The sequence below is a fragment of the Streptomyces regalis genome, assembly GCF_001509475.1.
GTDB lineage: Bacteria > Actinomycetota > Actinomycetes > Streptomycetales > Streptomycetaceae > Streptomyces > Streptomyces regalis.
Genome location: NZ_LLZG01000049.1, coordinates 1 through 18,798, shown reverse-complemented (window position 1 = coordinate 18,798; position 18,798 = coordinate 1). Strand labels below are relative to the sequence as shown.

General features: G+C 69.2%; 18 protein-coding genes and 2 pseudogenes. 9 read left to right on the top strand and 11 right to left on the bottom strand.

Going from position 1 to position 18,798, the window contains the following annotated elements; translation table 11 throughout:
- The 6 genes and pseudogenes from ADL12_RS09610 to ADL12_RS09585 form a co-directional block, all read left to right on the top strand.
- A pseudogene (locus ADL12_RS09610) lies at positions 1-377 on the top strand (hypothetical protein); the annotation flags it as partial.
- Between the two features lie 64 nt (positions 378-441).
- On the top strand, positions 442-1,176 hold the full coding sequence (locus tag ADL12_RS09605; RefSeq protein WP_062700561.1) for a class I SAM-dependent methyltransferase: 735 nt from the start codon (positions 442-444) through the stop codon (positions 1,174-1,176).
- A complete protein-coding gene (locus ADL12_RS09600; RefSeq protein WP_062700559.1) occupies positions 1,173-2,243 on the top strand; it encodes a prenyltransferase/squalene oxidase repeat-containing protein in 1,071 nt (356 codons plus the stop codon). Before ADL12_RS09605 ends, ADL12_RS09600 begins: the two co-directional genes overlap by 4 nt.
- A gap of 388 nt (positions 2,244-2,631) precedes the next feature.
- Positions 2,632-3,849 carry a hypothetical protein gene (locus tag ADL12_RS09595; RefSeq protein WP_244187847.1) on the top strand — a complete coding sequence of 406 codons (1,218 nt, stop codon included), beginning with the start codon at positions 2,632-2,634 and terminating at the stop codon, positions 3,847-3,849.
- Positions 3,850-3,902: 53 nt separating this feature from the next.
- On the top strand, positions 3,903-5,426 hold the full coding sequence (locus ADL12_RS09590) for a vWA domain-containing protein (protein ID WP_244187849.1): 1,524 nt from the start codon (positions 3,903-3,905) through the stop codon (positions 5,424-5,426).
- Entirely contained in the window at positions 5,413-6,156 is a 744-nt protein-coding gene (locus tag ADL12_RS09585) for a hypothetical protein (RefSeq protein WP_159053125.1), read from the top strand. Before ADL12_RS09590 ends, ADL12_RS09585 begins: the two co-directional genes overlap by 14 nt.
- Before the next feature lie 21 nt (positions 6,157-6,177).
- Here ADL12_RS09585 and ADL12_RS09580 read toward each other — a convergent pair whose 3' ends face one another.
- The 9 genes and pseudogenes from ADL12_RS09580 to ADL12_RS09540 form a co-directional block, all read right to left on the bottom strand.
- Positions 6,178-7,191, bottom strand: a complete 1,014-nt coding sequence (locus ADL12_RS09580; protein ID WP_062700554.1) for an LLM class F420-dependent oxidoreductase — start codon at positions 7,189-7,191, stop codon at positions 6,178-6,180.
- 104 nt (positions 7,192-7,295) lie between these two features.
- Positions 7,296-8,114 (bottom strand): DUF5336 domain-containing protein, encoded by an 819-nt coding sequence (locus ADL12_RS09575; protein WP_062700552.1) that lies wholly within the window; start codon positions 8,112-8,114, stop codon positions 7,296-7,298.
- Between the two features lie 160 nt (positions 8,115-8,274).
- A pseudogene (locus tag ADL12_RS56280) lies at positions 8,275-8,432 on the bottom strand (N-acetylmuramoyl-L-alanine amidase); the annotation flags it as partial.
- The gene (gene iscB / locus ADL12_RS09570; protein ID WP_279617133.1) at positions 8,431-9,750 is read right to left on the bottom strand and encodes an RNA-guided endonuclease IscB; all 1,320 of its coding nucleotides are present in this window, start codon (positions 9,748-9,750) and stop codon (positions 8,431-8,433) included. The gene iscB and the pseudogene ADL12_RS56280, both read right to left, overlap by 2 nt.
- A gap of 620 nt (positions 9,751-10,370) precedes the next feature.
- Positions 10,371-10,868, bottom strand: a complete 498-nt coding sequence (locus ADL12_RS53850) for a hypothetical protein (protein WP_159053123.1) — start codon at positions 10,866-10,868, stop codon at positions 10,371-10,373.
- A 180-nt stretch (positions 10,869-11,048) separates the two neighbouring features.
- Positions 11,049-12,017 carry an N-acetylmuramoyl-L-alanine amidase gene (locus ADL12_RS09555; protein WP_062700546.1) on the bottom strand — a complete coding sequence of 323 codons (969 nt, stop codon included), beginning with the start codon at positions 12,015-12,017 and terminating at the stop codon, positions 11,049-11,051.
- A 677-nt stretch (positions 12,018-12,694) separates the two neighbouring features.
- Positions 12,695-12,883, bottom strand: a complete 189-nt coding sequence (locus ADL12_RS09550) for a hypothetical protein (RefSeq protein ID WP_062700544.1) — start codon at positions 12,881-12,883, stop codon at positions 12,695-12,697.
- Between the two features lie 2 nt (positions 12,884-12,885).
- Positions 12,886-13,086: a hypothetical protein gene (locus ADL12_RS09545; protein WP_062700543.1), complete on the bottom strand. Its 201-nt coding sequence runs from the start codon at positions 13,084-13,086 to the stop codon at positions 12,886-12,888.
- Positions 13,083-13,394, bottom strand: a complete 312-nt coding sequence (locus ADL12_RS09540; protein ID WP_062700540.1) for a hypothetical protein — start codon at positions 13,392-13,394, stop codon at positions 13,083-13,085. The genes ADL12_RS09545 and ADL12_RS09540 overlap by 4 nt, the downstream gene beginning before the upstream one ends.
- A 64-nt stretch (positions 13,395-13,458) precedes the next feature.
- Here ADL12_RS09540 and ADL12_RS09535 point away from each other — a divergent pair, with 64 nt between their 5' ends.
- Positions 13,459-13,908 carry an LOG family protein gene (locus tag ADL12_RS09535; RefSeq protein WP_244187846.1) on the top strand — a complete coding sequence of 150 codons (450 nt, stop codon included), beginning with the start codon at positions 13,459-13,461 and terminating at the stop codon, positions 13,906-13,908.
- 26 nt (positions 13,909-13,934) lie between these two features.
- Positions 13,935-15,269: an NsdA family TPR-like regulatory protein gene (locus tag ADL12_RS09530; RefSeq protein WP_208614506.1), complete on the top strand. Its 1,335-nt coding sequence runs from the start codon at positions 13,935-13,937 to the stop codon at positions 15,267-15,269.
- A 232-nt stretch (positions 15,270-15,501) separates the two neighbouring features.
- Here the strand turns inward: ADL12_RS09530 and ADL12_RS09525 are convergent, their stop codons facing one another.
- Complete coding sequence (locus ADL12_RS09525; RefSeq protein ID WP_062700536.1) at positions 15,502-16,152, bottom strand: class I SAM-dependent methyltransferase; 651 nt, start codon at positions 16,150-16,152, stop codon at positions 15,502-15,504.
- Positions 16,153-16,271: 119 nt separating this feature from the next.
- Positions 16,272-18,014 carry an MFS transporter gene (locus ADL12_RS09520; RefSeq protein ID WP_062700534.1) on the bottom strand — a complete coding sequence of 581 codons (1,743 nt, stop codon included), beginning with the start codon at positions 18,012-18,014 and terminating at the stop codon, positions 16,272-16,274.
- Positions 18,015-18,238: 224 nt separating this feature from the next.
- Here ADL12_RS09520 and ADL12_RS09515 point away from each other — a divergent pair.
- On the top strand, positions 18,239-18,798 hold a 560-nt coding region (locus tag ADL12_RS09515; protein WP_167364394.1), incomplete at its 3' end, for an MFS transporter.

Here is an 18,798-nt window from a genome sequence, read left to right as displayed (position 1 = left end):
CTGATGCGGTCGGGGCCGGTGAGCCTGCTCGTGGGATCGGGGCTGCGAAGAGCGGTGAGTCCGCGTGGCTGGTCGGGGCCGCCAGGAATGGCGAGTCCGTCCGGCTGACCGAGGCCGCCGGGGCCGGTGAGTCTGCCCGTGTCACCGAGGGCGCCGGGGCCGGTGAGCCCGCCCGTGTGGCTGAGGTGGCCGGGGCTGGCGAGTCCGCCTGCGGGACCGGCGCTGCGAAGAGCGGCGAGTCCGCGCGGCTGGTCGAGGCCGCCAGGAACGGCGAGTCCGCCCGGCTGACCGAGGGCGCCGGGGCCGGTGAGCCCGCCCGGCTGGCCGAGGGCGCCAGGGCCGGTGAGCCCGCTCGCGTCACTGAGGGCGCCCAGTGAGCGCCGTGCATATGACCATCGACCCCCGCCCCTCCAACCGTTCCGACCGCGAAAGCAGGCATACGTGCTGACCGTCGACTTCTCCCGGTTCCCGCTCGCCCCGGGCGACCGCGTCCTGGACCTCGGCTGCGGTGCCGGCCGGCACGCGTTCGAGTGCTACCGGCGCGGCGCCCAGGTCGTGGCGCTGGACCAGAACGGTGAGGAGATCCGCGAGGTCGCGAAGTGGTTCGCGGCGATGAAGGAGGCCGGCGAGGCACCGGAGGGCGCGACCGCCACGGCGATGGAGGGCGACGCGCTCGCCCTGCCCTTCCCCGACGAGTCCTTCGACGTCGTGATCATCTCCGAGGTCATGGAGCACATCCCGGACGACAAGGGCGTACTCGCCGAGATGGTGCGGGTGTTGAAGCCCGGCGGCCGTATCGCCATCACCGTCCCCCGTTACGGCCCGGAGAAGGTCTGCTGGACGCTGTCCGACGCCTACCACGAGGTCGAGGGCGGCCACATCCGCATCTACAAGGCGGACGAGCTGCTCGCGAAGATCCGCGAGGCGGGCCTGAAGCCGTACGGCACTCACCACGCCCACGCCCTGCACTCGCCGTACTGGTGGCTGAAGTGCGCGTTCGGCGTCGACAACGACAAGGCGCTGCCGGTGCGGGCGTACCACAAGCTGCTGGTCTGGGACATCATGAAGAAACCGCTGGCCACCCGGGTCGCCGAACAGGCACTGAACCCGCTGATCGGCAAGAGCTTCGTGGCGTACGCGACCAAGCCCCACCTCCCCCGGGTGGACGCCCAGTGACCACCCCCCGGACAGAACACCTCGTCCTGCCCGGGGTCCTCACCGCCGAGCAGGCCGCCGAGACCGTCGCAGGGATCCTCGGCGTCCAGCGGGAGGACGGCGCGATCCCCTGGTTCCGCGGGCACCATCTCGACCCGTGGGACCACGTCGAGGCCGCGATGGCGCTGGACGCGGCCGGTGAGCACGAGGCCGCCGAGCGGGCGTACAGCTGGCTGGCGACCCACCAGAACGAGGACGGATCCTGGTACGCCGCCTACGCGGACGGCGCCTTCGACGACGTCACCGACACCGGCCGCGAGACCAACTTCGTCGCCTACATAGCCGTAGGCGTCTGGCACCACTACCTCTCCACCGGCGACGACACGTTCCTGGACCGCATGTGGCCGTCCGTCTACGCGGCGATCGAATGCGTCCTCCAACTCCAGCAGCCCGGCGGACAGATCGGCTGGCGGCGCGACGACGACGGCACGGCGACCGCGGACGCGCTGCTGACGGGCTCGTCGTCGATCCACCACGCGCTGCGGTGCGCACTGGCGATCGCCGAACAGCGTGAAGAGCCGCAGCCCGACTGGGAGTTGGCGGCGGGAGCGCTGCGGCACGCGATCCGTCGTCACCCGGAGCGGTTCCTGGACAAGGACCGCTACTCGATGGACTGGTACTACCCGGTGCTGGGCGGCGCGTTGACGGGCGCCGAGGCCAAGTCCCGTATGGAGGAAGGCTGGGACCGCTTCGTCGTCCCCGGGCTCGGGGTGCGGTGCGTCGTGCCCAACCCGTGGGTGACGGGCGGCGAGTCCGCCGAACTCGCCCTTGCTCTCTGGGCGATGGGCGAGTCCGACCGGGCGCTGGAGATCCTCCAGTCCATTCAGCATCTGCGGGACTCGGAGAGCGGGCTGTACTGGACCGGGTACGTCTTCGAGGACGACGCCATATGGCCGCGGGAGCTGACGACGTGGACGGCTGGTTCGCTGTTGCTGGCCGTTGCGGCGCTGGGCGGGCACGAGGCGACGTGTGCGGTGTTCGGCGGGGATCGCCTGCCGACGGGACTGGACCCGGACTGCTGCGCCTGAGCTCGGTGACGTAGGCGCGTCAGTGGCGGTGGACCCGATGGGCAATGGCGTGGCCCACGAAAAAGTACACGACCGCCGCCAGGCCGTACCCCGCCACGACCCTCGCCCACTCCTCGTCGAACGTGAACAGGTCGCGCAACGATCGCGATGACCGTGCCCGCCTGATTGGCCCACTGGCATCATTGCGATATCGAGGGGGACATACCCTCCGGGTAGCCCTCACGGCGTGACTGAAACCCTGTCACCGCAAGCCGAACGGGACATTACGTTCAACTGGCGTTCCCTACAGGGTCGTTCGGTGGTAAACGTGATCACCGACGATTCCTGCCCGAGCCACGGGGGGAGACCGCAGGTGCCCGAGAACAGACCCGTTACCGAAGAACCCCGCTTGGTCGTCACCAGACCCCCGCGCCGCCGTCTGCGCAGAGCGCTGGCGCTGGCGCTGCCCGTCCCCGTCATCGGCCTGGTCCTCCTCGTGGCCGGCGGGAACCTGCTGTTACCGCTGCGGCAGGTGGTCACCATAGAGGCGAAGATGGCCTCGAAGCGGGACTTCTTCCAGGATCCCGAGGTCGAGCGGCTCCTGATGAAACACGGCTTCCGCGTGCACATCACGAGCATGGGCTCCCGCGAGATCGCCAACCAGGACTTCGAGGGATACGACGTCGTCTTCCCCTCCGGCCAGCCCGCCGCCGACCTGATCAGCCGCGAGCGCGCCGAGGCGAACCGCCCGGTGCTTCTGTACCGCCCGTTCGTCAGCCCCATCGTGCTGGCCACGTACCGGAACTACGCCGAGGCGCTCGTCGACGCGAAGGTCGCGTCGGCGCAGCCGACCCCGGCCGGCCGGCCGATGTACTACACCCTCGAGATGCAGAAGTTCCTGCATCTCGCGCGCGGCATCAAGAAGGACGGCGACGAGCCGCGCAAGGCGGGCGGGTATCGCTGGGACGAGATCGACCCCGACGAAGAACACGTGCGCAACGGCAACAAGATCCTCGCCCAGACCTCCGACATCTGCGAGTCCAACTCCGCCGGCACCTACCTCGGCCTCGTCGCCTTCGTCGAGAACCAGAACGACGCCCCGGACGACGAGCAGGAGGCCGCGAAGCTGGCCCAGAAGATCAAGCCGCTCCTCGTCGAACAAGGCCTGCCGAGCTCCGAGCGGGCGGAAACGTATCTGTCCCCCGACGGCCAGAGCATCGCCCCGATCTCGGTGATCTACGAGCACCAGTTCCTCGCCCACCAGATCCGCCACCAGGCCCAGAAGGGCAGCGCGGACGACGAACGAGTCCTGCTCTACCCCTCGACACGCTTCGTCACCGAACCCCAACTCGTCGCGCTGACCGGCGACGGCGCCCGGCTCGGCGAACTGGTCAGCGAGGATCCCGAACTCCAGCACCGCGCCATGGAACTGGGCTTCCGCGCCCGCAACACGAACAGCGGCGGCACGACCGGCGACGAACTCACCGAGTTCCTCACCGAACGGCACATCCCCGTGCCCACCACCTCCTCCGACGACACCCGTGCGGTCCTGCCCCCGCTGACCCTCCTGGAGCAGATGATCAAGATCGTCGGTGACTGCCCGGACCGGAAGGGCGAAGCCAAGTGAGGCGCCGGGCAGGCCTGTTGAAGGCAGGCCTGTTGACACTCTGCTTGGCGCTCGTGACCGCCGTACTCACCGCCTGCTCGGGCGGCGACGCCGACGAGCCCGTCCGGCTGCGCGTGCTCGCGAGCCCCGACCTGGCCGTACTCACCCCCCTGCTGGGTGAGTTGAAGGAGGCGACCGGCGTCGACCTCCGGCTGGACTTCCGGCCCGACGCCGAGACGAAGGCCCCGGACCGTGCCCGCTACGACCTCGCCTGGCTGTCCTCCGACCGCTATCTGCGGCTCACCGCCAAGAGCGCCGTACAGGGGTTGCAGCGCACGGCCACCATGACGTCCCCGGTGGTCATCGGCCTCCGACCGGACGTGGCACGCAAGCTCCGCGCCGGGGTGCCCGGCTCCCGCCTCACCTGGGCGGACATCGCCGACGCCGCCGCGACCGGCACGGTCCGCTTCGGGATGGCGGACCCCCGGCACTCCGCCGGCGGACTCGCCGCCCTGGTCGGCGTCGCCACCGCCGCGGCCGGCACGGGCGGCGCACTGCGCCCCGGCGACGTCTCCTGCGACCGCCTGCGCGGCTTCCGCTCCGGCCACACCCTCACCGCGGACACGGGGCCCGCCCTCGTCGACGCGTACGCCGACCACCAGGACCGGGCCAACGCCCTCATCACCTACGAGTCCGACCTGCTCGCCCTCAACGCCACCGACCGCCTCGACGACCGGCTGGAGGTCGTCCGCCCCGAGGACGGCATGGTCCTCGCGGACTTCCCCCTGCTCCTCCTCGACGCTTCCCACCGCGCCGCCTACGCCGAGGTCACGCAGTGGCTCCAGCGCGACTCGACGCAGCAGAAGATCATGCAGCGCACCCTGCGCCGTCCGGTCAACACGACGGTCACCCGGAACCCACAGCTGCGCGAGCCGGTGGGCAACGCGCTGTACTTCCCCGACCAACTCGAGGTCATCGACGCCCTGTTGAACGACTACGGCGACCCGAACCGACCCGCCACCGACCAGGTCGTCTTCCTGCTCGACTTCTCGGGCTCGATGCGCGGTGACCGGATGGCGGGGTTGCGCGAGGCCTTCGCCGACCTGAGCGGCGCGGACTCCACGGCGTCCGGCAAGTTCACCCGCTTCTACCGGGGCGAGCGGCTGACGGTGATCCGTTTCGGCGGCCGCGTCCTGGAGGAGAAGACGGTGACCGTGACCGGCCCGAAGGACCTGAAGACCCTGGCCGGCACAGTCGCCCGAGGCGGCTACGGCGACGCCACGGCCGTATGGTCCGCCCTGGACCACGGCTACCGCACCGCCGCCCGCGAACTGGCCGCCGACCCGGACCGTTCCGTCTCCCTCGTCCTGATGACGGACGGCGAGAACAACGCGGGCCTCGCCTACGAGGACTTCGTACGCCGCCACCAGGCGCTGCCCGCCGCCGTACGCGCGGACGTCCCCACCTACCCCGTCCACTTCGGCGAGGCCGACGCGGGCGAACTGCGGCGCGCGGCGGCGCAGACGGGCGGGCGGATGGTCGACGCCGCCGACTCGTCCCTTTCCGAGGCGTTCAAGGAGATCCGTGGCTGTCACTGACGCACTGTGGTGGAGCATGTGGTGGCCGTGGATGGCGGTCTGGCTGGTGACGGCCCTCGGCACGGCGGTACTCGCGGTGGTCCTGGTACGCCAGTCCCGCGAGCGGCGCCGCCGGATGCGCCGGTGGCAGTCGGCGTACAGCATCTGCCTGTACCTGGACGAGCAGTCCGTGATGGACCTCTACGAGATCGGCAACTACCGGTCCGCGCTGGAGGAGGCCGTGGAACTGCGGACGAAGGTCGACACGAGCGTCGGCCTGTGGACCCGGTTCCTGGCCTGGCTGTTCCGCGCCAAACGCGACGTCAGCCAGGAGACGTTCCGCAAGTTCGTCCGCAAGGACAAGCCGATCAACGTCATCGGCATGCTCATCGACGCCTTCGAACGCGCCGACGTCATCGTCCACGCCGACCTGCCCACCCTGACCGTCGTCCCCAACCGCGCCCTCGCCGACCGACTCGGCGACGACCGCGAGGTACACCTGAGCCGCATAGGGGAGTTCGTCTCGGTGCGGGCGGAGTTCACCCGGGTCCCGGACACCACGGAGGGCTTCGTCCTACGCGCGGAATACGCCGACCAGCAACCCCCCGTCTACATACGCGTCGTGGCCTCGGGCAACGCCCGCCGCTCCATCCCCGCCGGCACCTTCACCGCCCGCTGCCTCGGCAAGATGACGGGGTGGCGCGAGGACACGCGGGAGGCGACGCTGGAGGCGTTGGCGATCTTCTGGTGACGTCTTGGCCGGCTCAGCCACTCATGTGTTGAGCTCGGCGAGCACGCGCAGGCTGTGCGGATCGGGCGCCAGCGCCAGCAGATCGGTCACCGGCCCCTTCCGCCACAACTCCAGCCGCTCGGCGATGCGTTCACGAGGACCGACGAGGGAGATCTCGTCGGCGAAGGCGTCGGGGACGGCGAGGACGGCCTCCTCCCTGCGCCCGCTGAGGAACAGCTCCTGAATCCGCCGAGCCTCCTCCTCATACCCCATACGAGCCATGAGGTCGGCGTGGAAGTTACGGGCCGCGTGCCCCATGCCGCCGATGTAGAACCCGAGCATGACCTTGACCGGGACCAGCCCCTCGGCGACGTCGTCACAGACCTGGACACGGGCCATGGGGGCGACAAGGAAGCCGTCCGGCAGATCCGCGGCCACCGCCTCCCCGTACACCTCGGGCCTGCTCGGCGACCAGTACAACGGCAGCCAGCCGTCGGCGATCCGGACGGTCTGCGCGACGTTCTTCGGCCCCTCGGCGCCGAGGAGGACGGGCAGGTCGGGCCGGAGGGGATGGGTGATCGCCTTCAGCGCCTTCCCGATGCCGCTGGCGTCCGGACCGCGATACGGATGGGAGTGAAAACGCCCGTCGAGCTCGACCGGCGCCTCGCGCCGCAGCACTTGCCGCACGACATCGACGTACTCGCGCGTGGCGGTCAGCGGCGAGCGCGGGAACGGCCGCCCGTACCACCCCTCCACCACCTGCGGCCCCGACAACCCGAGCCCGAGCATCATGCGCCCGCCGGAGAGGTGGTCGAGGGTGAGGGCGTGCATGGCGGTGGTCGTGGGGGAGCGGGCCGCCATCTGGGCAACCGCCGTACCGAGCTTGATCCTTGAGGTCTGCGCGGCGATCCAGGTGAGCGGCGTGAAGGCGTCGGAACCCCAGGACTCCGCGGTCCACACGGACTCGTAGCCGAGCCGCTCGGCCTCCTGTGCGAGGGGCACATGGTCCGCGGAGGGGCCGCGCCCCCAGTAGCCGAGTGCGAGCCCGAGCCGCATATCTGCCTCCTGACGGTACGTCAGCTCTGCGTGGAGGCTTGCGACTGTACGACGACGGCCCCTCACCGGGAAGGGTGAAGGGCCGTCGTACGGGTTTGTATGGTTCAGCCGCGCTGAATGCCCGACGTGTCCTGCAGCACGCCACGGCGGCCGTCCTGCGTCTGCGCGACCAGGGCCGGGCCGCGCTGCTCCACGGCCAGGTACCAAGTGCCCGGCGCGAGCTCGGCGATCGGGGTCGGCGAACCGTCCTCCGCGAACAGCGGCCGCGCCACGGGCACGGCGAACCAGAACGGCGAGAAGTCCGCGGCGGGCGCCTGCGGCTGCGGCTGCTGCGCCTGCCCACCGAAGGGCTGCCCGGGCTGCGGCTGCCCACCGTACGGCTGCTGCGGCTGCTGAGCACCGGGGTAGCCGTAACCGCCGGGCGGCTGAGCGCCGTAGGGCTGAGGGGAGGGCTGCCGCGGGGCGGGAATGAGGGGGCCCTTGAGGGCCGGGACGAGCGGGGCAGCGATGGCTGCGGCGGCCATGGCCAGGGTGGCGATGAGAGCGAGGATCAGGCCGATTCCGGCACTGACGCCGTTGTCCGAAGCGGCCCCGACGTTGTCCGTGCCGCCGAGTGGGTCGAAGATGTTCCCAAGCGTGGCCCAGGCGGCGAAGACCGTGAACGCGGTGCCGAACTGACCTAGGTCGAGGCCGGCCACCTTGGGGACCTGCGGCAGGGCGTGGGGGACAACGACGAGCGCAGCGCCGATGATGCCCGCGAGGACGACCCCCATCAGGACCGGTCCGCTCTCCCAAGAGTTGGGGAGTTCGGCGCTGTCAGGAGCCCCATCGATCGAGTAGATGTCGAGGAAAGACGCGATGAACAGCAACACCGCTGCTCCGATCACCACGCCGTCGCCTCGAGTGAGGGAGCGGATATTCACTTCAAAGGTCCTTCGTAGGTCGTCTCGTCGTCGGTAGAGGCGTCGCTGTCACCATGTCGCCGTCAGGCCCCTGGGTGAAGCGCGGGGGTGGCCCCTCATCGTACGGACGACCTTATCGTCCGACCGACGAGGCTGTCCGCCGGGATCAGCTCGTGGATCACTACCCACGCAGGAAACTCACGATCCCCTCAGAGATTCCACGGCCGCCCGACCTACGCCACGCGCCGCTGGTCAGCAGCGCCACGTCCTTGCTATCGCGCTGCCGCCCGGACTGCTGAATGCCTCGGAAACCGTTGGCAGATTGAGACCGTACAGGTCAGGCACATGTGGCCTCGGTCCGTGTGGCGTAGGCGTAGCCGTCGGCTCGTTGGAGGAGACGGACGTGCCGGTGGTGAACCCCCTGGACGAGTCCACGGAGGGTCTTGATGTTGAAGTTGCCGGTGGCGCGGACTGCGACGCGGCCGGTGTGGCTGCCCTGCCTCTTGCCGGTGGGGACACTTGCGCGTACCAGATCGCCGGTTGCGTAGCCGAAGTGTTGCTTGGTGCGGGGCAGACTGAGGCGGGGGAAGCCGTACCGGTCGGGGGAGGTGCGACGGTAGGTTCCGCGTCCAGTCGCCATCACCACATGAATGGTTGCCGGGTGGCGGGCCACGCTTTCAAAGACGCCGACGCACAGGGCATCCAGGGTGTGGCTTTTAGGCGTTGCCGTGCGCTGGCGATTCCATCTTGTTCGGCCACCGGATGACGGCCGCACGTCCTCGTGCCGGGCTTCGAGTGTCCGGACAAGCGCCCAGCGGGTCGCGTTCATTGCGGCGGCGTCCCGGAGCGGAGCCTGCGCCTGTTGAAGGACCTTCGAAAGCCGGGCAGGCTTCTTCTTGAGGAAGTCCTCGACCGGCCTGTTGCTTTTCCTTTCATTGCAGGGAACGCAGGCGAGGGTGAGGTTGGAGATGCGGTCGGATCCGCCTCGGGATCGCGGGTGAATGTGATCGATGTTGAGGGGGACGCCGGTTGCTCCGCAGTAGGCACACGCCCGGCTCCACTTTGTCAGGAGGTACTCGCGCACTTCCATTCCCTCCAGCGTGCCGCGTCGATACTCCGCGTCGGACGCAGACTTGCCCGCGCTCATGGCCTGAGTATCAAAGGCGGCGAGTTCTACATGCACCGTGCGTACGGGGGCCCATCGGGCGATCCTGTCTACCCACGCGGTGGTGGTCTCCACCCGGTGCCGCAGGGACGGAGCGAGCCAGCCTTCTGGCCGTGAGCGGTTGTTGAAGCGCGGAGCTCGATAGCGGAGGTTCCGCTGTCTCCGTGCCCTCCGCAGCGTGGATCGGGATGTGAGCCTGTCGCTGATCGGTCCGCCTCGGTGTGCAAGCTCGATTGCGAACAGGCCGTGGCGTGCGGTTTCGTTCGCGTCGCCGACTGTGCGGAACAAGGCGATTCCGGTGAATCTGCTGCCTGGGTCGATACCTAACTCCACGCCGGTCACTTCGGAGGCGGCGGCGGTACGGTCTTTGAGACGGATGACAAAAGGGGTGTGACGGTGCACGACGGCCCGGCCCTGACTGAGGAGTTTGCGGGCGCGGGCCGACGTACATGGCATGAGTGGTTGGTGGTGTTTATCCAAAACGAACACCATTGGATGGCCCTCACGGACCTCGCCCTTCCCCGCTGGAGCGGGGTTGGGGTGACGCCCTGCCGGACGGATGCCCTCCGGCAGGATCTCCCCTCGCCCATGTTCAGAACCCGTGCCCGACACGGCGGTCGGGAGTCCACAAGCCGTTTCGTCCCTGCTCCCAGGGTTGTCTGCGCCTGCGGATTCCAGAGCGCGCCGCTGAGGAAGCACGGCGCGGTGGGTCTTCTCACGTGAACTGAACGTAGTCATCGGATGCACCTCCTATGGTGATGACTTGGGCTGGTCAAACATGAGCGCGTCCCTCAACTGAGAGATGCGCTCCGGCCTCAGGCCGGGGAGCGAATGACTTCAAGTCCTTCGTGTTTCGTGCTGAGCGTTGCTGTCGCCGCTATAGGCATGGACGACAATATCGTCGATGACGGCCCTACGTTCGGGTTACTGCAAGGAAATGGATGTCGGCCCAGGGAATGTGACGCGATGCCCGCAATTTCGATCAAGTTCGGTCGACGAGGTTCAAGTGTGGCTATGAGAGGTACTGTGGACTGCAAGATTGTTCGCTACGAGAAGCGGCCCGCCGGGATATCTCCGGCGGGCCGCTTCATCAAGGGCTGGACGTGACTCGGCTATCGCTGGCTGTACTTGAAGCAGACGCCGATCGGCTTGTAGGCGGTCTTGTTCTTCTGGAAGGTGTACCACCCACCTACGGCGAGTAGGCCCTGCACGTCGAACTTCTTCCCGGAGTACTTCACGTAGGCGGTGAGGGTGCCGTGCTTGCCGCTAGGTACTTCCTTTGAACCGCTCACCGTGATGCTGCGCGACTTCGTCACATCCCAGCCGACACCCGCGCTGATGATGCCCTTTGAAGCCTCGATGTGCTTTGAGAGTACCGTGCCTGTGGATCGAGTGTCGTCTATGCGCAGCGTCATCTTGCCCTCACCCGAGGTCATCGCGATGGGTGTCTTGCCGCATTTGGTGCCGATTGAGCGGACGTTAGTCAGCCTCTTGCCCATGTAGCCGCCCCCGCCCCCAATCCGGGGCGTCTCCGTGCTCGCGACATCGGAGTTCGTCGTGCTTGGGGTGGCCTGTGCCGATGCGCCTATGCCGAGCAGGCTCAAGGACAAGGCAACTACGGTGGTGCCCCGCTGGACAGTTTGGAGCTTCAAGTGATCCCCCATGATCGAAAGAGGGACGGCTTCGATCGCCGCCGGTCGACAGTAGTTGATCAGTAGGGGATACGATTCTTCAATCGTCTTGAGGTAGATCTGAGCATGTGCATGGCGGCTTTGAGTAGGTGGAACTTCCTACTCCTCCAAGTAACTCACGATTCCCTCAGAGATCCCTCGCGCCGCCTTCTGCCGCCACGCGCCGCTGGTTAGCAGCGCCGCGTCCTTGCTATCGCGCATGTTGCCGCACTCGATGAACACCTTGGGAACCGTTGACAGATTGAGACCGCCAAGATCCTTACGCGTGACGAGTCCGGTGCCGTCGCCGACGTAGTTGGACGGTGCGCTGCCGGTGAGGCGGACGAAGGAGCCCGCGATGCGCTCGCCGAGGTCGCGGGAGGAGGTGACGATCGGGCCGGTGTTCGCGGCGCCCGCGTTCACCTTGGCCGGGAGGATGACGTGGAAGCCGCGTTGGCCTGCGCCCGCGCCGTCCGCGTGGATGGAGACGACGGCGTCGGCGTGCGCCTTGTTGCCGATCTCGGCCCGCTCGTCGACGCAGGGGCCCCAGGAACGGTCGCCGTCCTGCGTGAACTTGACCGTGGCGCCCTGCTTCTGCAGCAGCGTGCGCAGACGGTGGGCGACGTCCAGTGTGAACTTGGCCTCGGTGTAACCGTCGTTGGTGGACGTCCCCGTCGTGTCGCATTCCTTCCAGTTCGTGCCGATGTTCACCTTGCGGTTGATCTCGGCCGTGTGCTGGAAGTTGTTGGGGTTGTGGCCCGGGTCGATGACGACGACCTTGCCCTTGAGGGGGCCGGAGGCGGCGGGCGCGGAGGTGGAGTCGGCGGTGGACTCGGTGGTGGGGGTGGGGCCCGGCGGCTTGTCGTCGTTCGTGGCGGACACCGTCGGTGCGGTGCTCGACGGCGTCGCGGACGACGGCCGTACGGCCGCGTTGCCGGAACCGCCTCCGTCGCCGGGGCCGCCCACGGCCTCGTACATCACCCAACCGAGCAGGGCCCCCGGCACGAGTGCAGCGACCGCGACGGTCAGGGTTCGACGGCGGCTGTGGCGGGGCTGGGGAGGATCGAAGTCCGGACCTACGTACGACACGCCTGCCACCTTAAGGGCCGGTCACGTACTCCGCAGGCTCCATGGATCCGCCACCTAATCCGTGTCGGAGGCGATCAGACCGTCCTCGCTCGCACCGTATGTGAGACAGCGCGGCCTCGACTCGCGACTGCAACACCAGCCGGGTCCCGAGTCTGAGTCCTGCTCTCGACAGGAGACGGACCTGCCTCTGGCAGTGCCGTGACCCACATCACGCAGATCGCGGAGAGATCAACGTCCCGAGCCCTACTCGTGCGCCCTCATCTTCCCGGGCTGCACATCACCGACGCGTGTCTCGTCCACGCCGTTCTCGAACATGATCGTGCCGGAGAACTCCGGCCACCACCCCGTCTCCTCTCATCGGCAAGGCCCTCGACCTCGCCAGCCTGTACGAGCAGGCCGCCGCGCTCGTGATAGCCGCCCGCCGGTCCGTCGAGCCCGCACCGATGCCTGAGGCGTTCCGTCTGGGCCGTCCGGCTTCTCGCCCGGGCTCCGGACCGGTCCGGCTTACGCCGGGCGCGGCCGGCCGGACAGAGGCCTTCCAGCGTGGCACGCACACCCACAGCGGACGGTCATGATGGGTGCCTCCCAGGCGGGCGCGCCGGAACGTCGCACCTGGTGGGGGCCGAAGCACAGGGCGTGCTCGCCGAGGACGCACTCCGGGGTCTTCTCTGGCTCGCTCACTGCTGGTCGGCAACCGGCGTCAGGCCGTGGATCTTGCGGCAGTCCGCGCAGGCGAACAGGCCGCGGGCATCGAATACGGAACCCTGGTCGTCGCGTTGCACGAGACGCGCCGTGTCGCTGAACCTCTTGTGCCAGCTGCACCAGGCGAACGACCGTGCGGTAACGGCATCCTGGCTCGCGTCCATGCTCACCGCCCCTTCATGCGGCGGGTTGGCTGGTGGTGGTTGCGGATCTCGACGTTGCAATCCGACACCCGCGACAGGTCACCGCGCTCAGTGGCCTCGGCGCGCTGATGGGCCAGCGCCTGGCACACACCGCAGTCGTCCGGAGGAATGGGTTCGTCGAGCGGAAGGCCGAGAGTGATGGGCGGGTCCATGGTCGTCTTCATCCGATGACCTCCGCTGGGCCCGCTGCCCTGGTCACGGGGCTGTCACTACGGACCGACGACGGTGCCCGCTCCGTGGTGACGACAAGGATGTGGGCGATGCGGTCGGCGCACTCCGCTTCCCCTCCGGCCTCGCCGATCTCGTAGTCGAATCCGGTGACATACCGTTCGTCCTTGACGAGGATTTCCTCGGAGAGGCGGCTGTTCAGGAGGTTCGTGACGTCCAGCCGCATCGCGGTGCCGTCCAGGGTGACCCGGAGTCCGCGTTCCTCCAGGTAACTGGCAAGTCGTTGCAGGTCGTTGATGTCCACACGCAGACGATTTCAACGGCAGCCCACCGGACGGCATATGACAACCTATGACACGGAGTTGATCATGCGGACGGTAGCGATCACGGGTACTCGGAACACGGGACACCGGAGCCCCGACGAGTACGCCCGGCTCTTCACCGACTACCTCGGGCCGTTCGCCAACGGCGCGCGCTTCTACATCGGCGGCGCGAAGGGGATCGACAGCCTCAGCCTGCTGTGGCTCGCCGGGAACACGACCGCCGACATCACGATTGTCGTGCCGGGCACCGTCGACCAGCAGCCGGCCGAGGCGCGGCAGGCGGTAGCCCGTATGCGTGGCCGGATCAGGAAAATCGTCGAACTCCGGGCATCGGAGCTGAAGTCGCCCGCGTACCACGCCCGGAACCGATGGATGGTCGACCACGCGGGCATGACGATCGGCTTCCCGCACGGTGGCGAGCCGTCATCGGGGACATGGCAGACCCTCAACTACACAGCCGATCAGGGGAAACCGCGGCTGATCGTGCCCGTGTAGCCGCCGATTGCTGCACCATGTGCGGTATGGACGGCAGAGCCGCGGGGGCGGCACGGCTGAAGGCACTGCGGCATCGGCGCGGCCTGTCGCTCGCCGCGCTCGCCCGCGCGCTCATCGCCCTCGCCGAGGGACTGCACCAGCCTGCGCTGCCGTCCACGGCCAGCGTGCAGCGATCCGTCGCCCGCTGGGAGTCGCCAAAGCCAACGATGCCCGACGAGCGGTACCAACTGCTCCTCGCTCATCTCTATGCGCGCACGCCCGCGGGTGAGGTGTCCCTTGGCGCAGGCTCCGACTTCGCCGAGTACCTGCACACCCTCGGTCTCCTCGGGGAGAGCGAGCGGCGGACCGCGGAGCTGCGCACGCTCGTCATGCGTGCCGCCACCGACACGGGCGGAGGCATGCTTGCTCTCCTTGCCCCGACCATCCAAGCCCAGCTCACCGCAGCCCTCGCGAACCCGGAGCAGACGGAGAGGGAGACCATCCTGGGACTGGCCTCCGTGGTGTCTGACGTGAACGCGGAGGTCGGCAGTCTGCCTATGGTCCGACTGCAACTGCTCCTGGCTCCCGCCATCGAGACGTGCCGTCGCCTGCTCGACGGCCCGGTCCCCGAGCCCCTCGTCCCGCAGGTCCGTGAGGTTGCGGTCGCTGCGGCGACGCTGGCCGGTCGGCTGGCCTTCGAGACCCGCGACGACACGGCCTCCCGTGCGCTGTATGCCGAGGCGACGCGCGAGGTGGGTCGCCTCGCGCAGCCGTGGCGGCAGGCTGGCGTGTACATGAGCCACGCTCTGGTGACCCTGTACTCGACGCAGAGTCTCGATGAGGCGCGGCATTTGGTCGACCAGGCCGTACGCGCGGCCCGCTCGGGGGAGAGCGCGCTCACGCGGGCGCGGGCGCACGCGTTGCAGGCGGAGGTCGCGGCGCGGGCGGGGCATGAGCGGCAGGTGCAGGCAGCGCTCGGGCTGGCTTGGTACGACATCGAGACCGACCACGCCGACGACCCGGCGCCCACGTCGTTCTCACCCGGGTACCTGCGCGGCTTCGAGGGCGTATGCGAGCTGTATGTGGGTGACGCGGGAGCTGCGCACGATCGGTTCGCCCGGTCCGTAGAGGCACTGTCTGCGCCCCGGGAACAGGTGCAGCGCGCCATTGTCACCACTGACCAGGCTCTCGCGCGGATCCGGCTCGGTGAGCCCCGTGCGGCGGCCGAGCTGCTGCACGAGTGTGTGGCCGCAGCGTCGGCAACAGGCGGCCGGGTGCCCGCGCTTCGGCTCCGCCAGGCGCGGCAGGAGCTGCGGCCGTGGCGGCGAGAGGACTGGATGGCGGATCTCGACGACCACCTGATGGACACGCTCGGCGCGTGACCGGAGGAGGCTGACGTACGGCGGCGCCCTGCCCTCGGAGCGGGGGCACGGGCGCTCTATCGTTCATGCCGATCACGAGCGAGGCAACCCCGTGTAGATCAGTAACGGGGTGTGGATCTCGCCCGCGGTCGCGATTCGCCTGTGCACTTGTCGGGCGCGTGGGCCGCTGGGGGCGGGGAACTCCGTGACCGCGTAGGCATCGACGTCGTCGGACGGGACGACTGCGCCTCCTTCAGAACCCCGCCCCCGATCGCCGCAGGACACGCAGCGAGTCGGTCGCCGAGACTTCCGTGAAAGCACCGGACGTCAGAGCCCTGAGGTAGACCCGGTACGGGGCCTGGCCCGTGAACTCGTCCTCCGGGTCCGGGAACACGTCGTGGATGACGAGCAGGCCACCCTCGGCGACATGCGGGGCCCAGCCCTCGTAGTCGGCGTTCGCGTGTTCGTCGGTGTGGCCGCCGTCGATGAAGACCAGGCCGAGGGGAGTGCCCCAGATCTTCGCGACCTGCGGGGAGCGGCCGACCAGGGCGATCACGTGCTCCTCAAGGCCCGCCTTGTGCAGCGTGCGGCGGAACGTCGGCAGCGTGTCCATCAGGCCGATCTCGGGGTCGACCGTCTCCGGGTCGTGGTACTCCCAGCCCGGCTGCTGCTCCTCGCTGCCGCGGTGGTGGTCGACCGTGAGGGCCGTCACCCCGGCCTGGCGGGCGGCGTCGGCGAGGAGGATCGTCGAGCGGCCGCAGTAGGTGCCGACCTCGAGGAGCGGGAGGCCGAGGTCGCCCGCCTCGACGGCCGCCGCGTACAGGGCCAGGCCCTCGCCCACGGGCATGAAGCCCTTCGCCGCCTCGAACGCGGCCAGAATCTCGGGCTTGGGGGCCGGGGCCATGGGGGTCCTTCCAGTCGTACGAGCGTATGGGCGCCCATGCTGCCGCACCCCCTGCAGGTGAAGCGACAGGGGGTGCGGGTGGTGTGGATCTCAGGCCTTCGCAGGCGATCTCAGGCGGCTCAGGCCGTGACCGTCTCCCCCGGCAGCGACAGGTCCAGCTCGACCGGGCTGTCGTCGCCCGTGTGCGTGGCCGACGAGGCGAGCGGGGCGTGGCCGTCGGCTCGGGCGGCCAGGACGTAGGCGCCCTGGGTGGGGACGGTGAGGGCGTAGCTGCCGTCCTCCGCCGAGAGGGTGGCGCCCGCCTGGCGGCCGCGGCGGTCGATCAGGGTCACCTTGGCGCGGGCGACGGGGGTGCCGGTGGCGTCCAGGACGCGGCCGCGGAAGCCGCGAAGCATCTCCTCCGCGCGCTCCAGGTTCGCGTCCTCCTCGCTGCTGGCGCGCAGCTGCGGGTGGGCGGAGGCCGGGCGCTGCTTCGGGAGGAAGAGGGCCAGGAGGAGGCCGACGGCGACCGCGGCGGTCGCGATCAGGAAGGAGACGCGGAAGCCGTGCATCGTCGGGATCTCGACGCCGCCGACGTTGTTCGCGGTGTTGGCCAGCACCATGCCGATGACGGCGCTCGACACGGACGTACCGATGGAACGCATCAGGGTGTTGAGGCCGTTCGCCGCGCCCGTCTCCGAGGCCGGGACCGCGCCGACGATCAGGGCGGGGAGGGAGGAGTACGCGAGGCCGATGCCCGCGCCGAGGACCACCGAGATGACGAGGCTCTGCCAGGGGGCGCTCATCAGGCCGAGGCCGGCGCCGTAGCCGATGGCGATGATCAGCAGGCCGAGGATGAGGGTGGTCTTGGGGCCGTACTTCGCCGAGAGGCGGGCGTAGACGGGTGCGGTGAACATCATCGTCAGGCCCAGGGGGGCGACGAGCAGGCCCGCGACGACCATCGACTGGCCGAGGCCGTAGCCCGTCTCCTTCGGCAGCTGGAGGAGCTGGGGGAGGACGAGCGAGACGACGTAGAAGCTGACGCCGACCATGATCGAGGCGAGGTTGGTGAAGAGGACGGCGGGGCGGGCCGTGGTGCGCAGGTCGACGAGGGGGGCCTGGGTGCGCAGCTCGTAGATGCCCCAGAGGGCGAGGATGACCGCCGACGCGGCGAACAGGCCGAGCGTCGTGCCCGAAGTCCAGCCCCAGTCGCTGCCCTTGGTGATCGGCAGGAGGAAGAGGACGAGGCCGGCGGAGAGGCCGAAGGCGCCGAGTGTGTCGAAGGAGCCTTCGGCGCGGACCTTGGACTCCGGTACGACGAGGAGGGTGAGGACGATGGAGAGGGCGCCGAGGCCGGCGGCGCCGTAGAAGAGGGCGTGCCAGTCGGCGTGCTGGGCGACCAGGGCCGCGGCGGGCAGGGCGAGTCCGCCGCCGACGCCGATCGAGGAGCTCATCAGGGCCATCGCCGAGCCGAGCCGTTCGCGGGGCAGCATGTCGCGCATGAGGCCGATGCCGAGGGGGATCGCGCCCATGGCGAAGCCCTGGAGGGTGCGGCCGGCGATCATGGGTATCAGGGTGCTGGTGAACGCGCTGACCAGCGCGCCGATCACCATCACGGCCAGGCTGGCGATCAGCATGCGCCGCTTGCCGTAGAGGTCGCCGAGGCGGCCCATGATCGGGGTGGCGACGGCGCCGGAGAGCAGGGTGGAGGTCAGGACCCAGGTGGCGTTGCTGGGCGTGGTGCTCAGCAGCTGCGGGAGGTCCTTGATGACCGGGACGAGCAGGGTCTGCATCACCGCGACAACGATGCCCGCGAAGGCGAGGACCGGGACGATGGGGCCGGTCGCTCTGCCGGTGGGCTGTTCGTTCGTCGTTTGTGTCATGTGGGGGATCAACCCGGTGTGCCTGGGCAACTATTCCGATGCTTTGGCCAGCTAACGATTTCTTGACCTTCTCTTGGGGAACGGGCCAGGTCGACAGGAGACAGGAGACAGGAGACGGGAGAGCAGGAGACAGGGGGCAGGGGGCAGGCCTAGGTCGACAGGGGGGAACGTCCTGGTCCGAATTCCCGATGCCAGGAGCGTCGGTCGTTGAGAGCATGACAGTCATGCTCGGAGCCGCTGACGCCACCACCCCCATGTCCCGCCGTACCGTGCCGCCCACCTGGCTGGTGGTCGCGCTCGCGTGCGCCGGACAGTTCCTGGTCGTCCTCGACGTGTCCGTCGTGAACGTGGCGCTGCCGTCGATGCGGGCCGACCTCGGGCTGAGCGCGCAGGGCCTGCAGTGGGTCGTGAACGCGTACGCGATCGCCTTCGCGGGGTTCATGCTGCTCGGCGGGCGGGCCGGGGATCTGTACGGCCGTAAGCGGATGTTCCTCGTCGGGCTCGGCCTGTTCACCCTGGCCTCGCTGGCCGGCGGGCTGGCCCAGCAGGACTGGCAGCTGCTTCTCGCCCGGGCCGTGCAGGGGCTGGGGGCCGCGGTGCTGGCGCCTTCGACGCTGACGATCGTGACGGCGGCGGTGCCGGAGGGGGCGGCGCGGGCGCGGGCCATCGGCACCTGGACGGCCGTGGGTGCGGGGGGTGGTGCGGCGGGCGGGCTCGTCGGTGGGGTACTGGTCGATGTGCTGTCGTGGCGGTGGGTGCTGCTGATCAACGTGCCGGTGGGTGC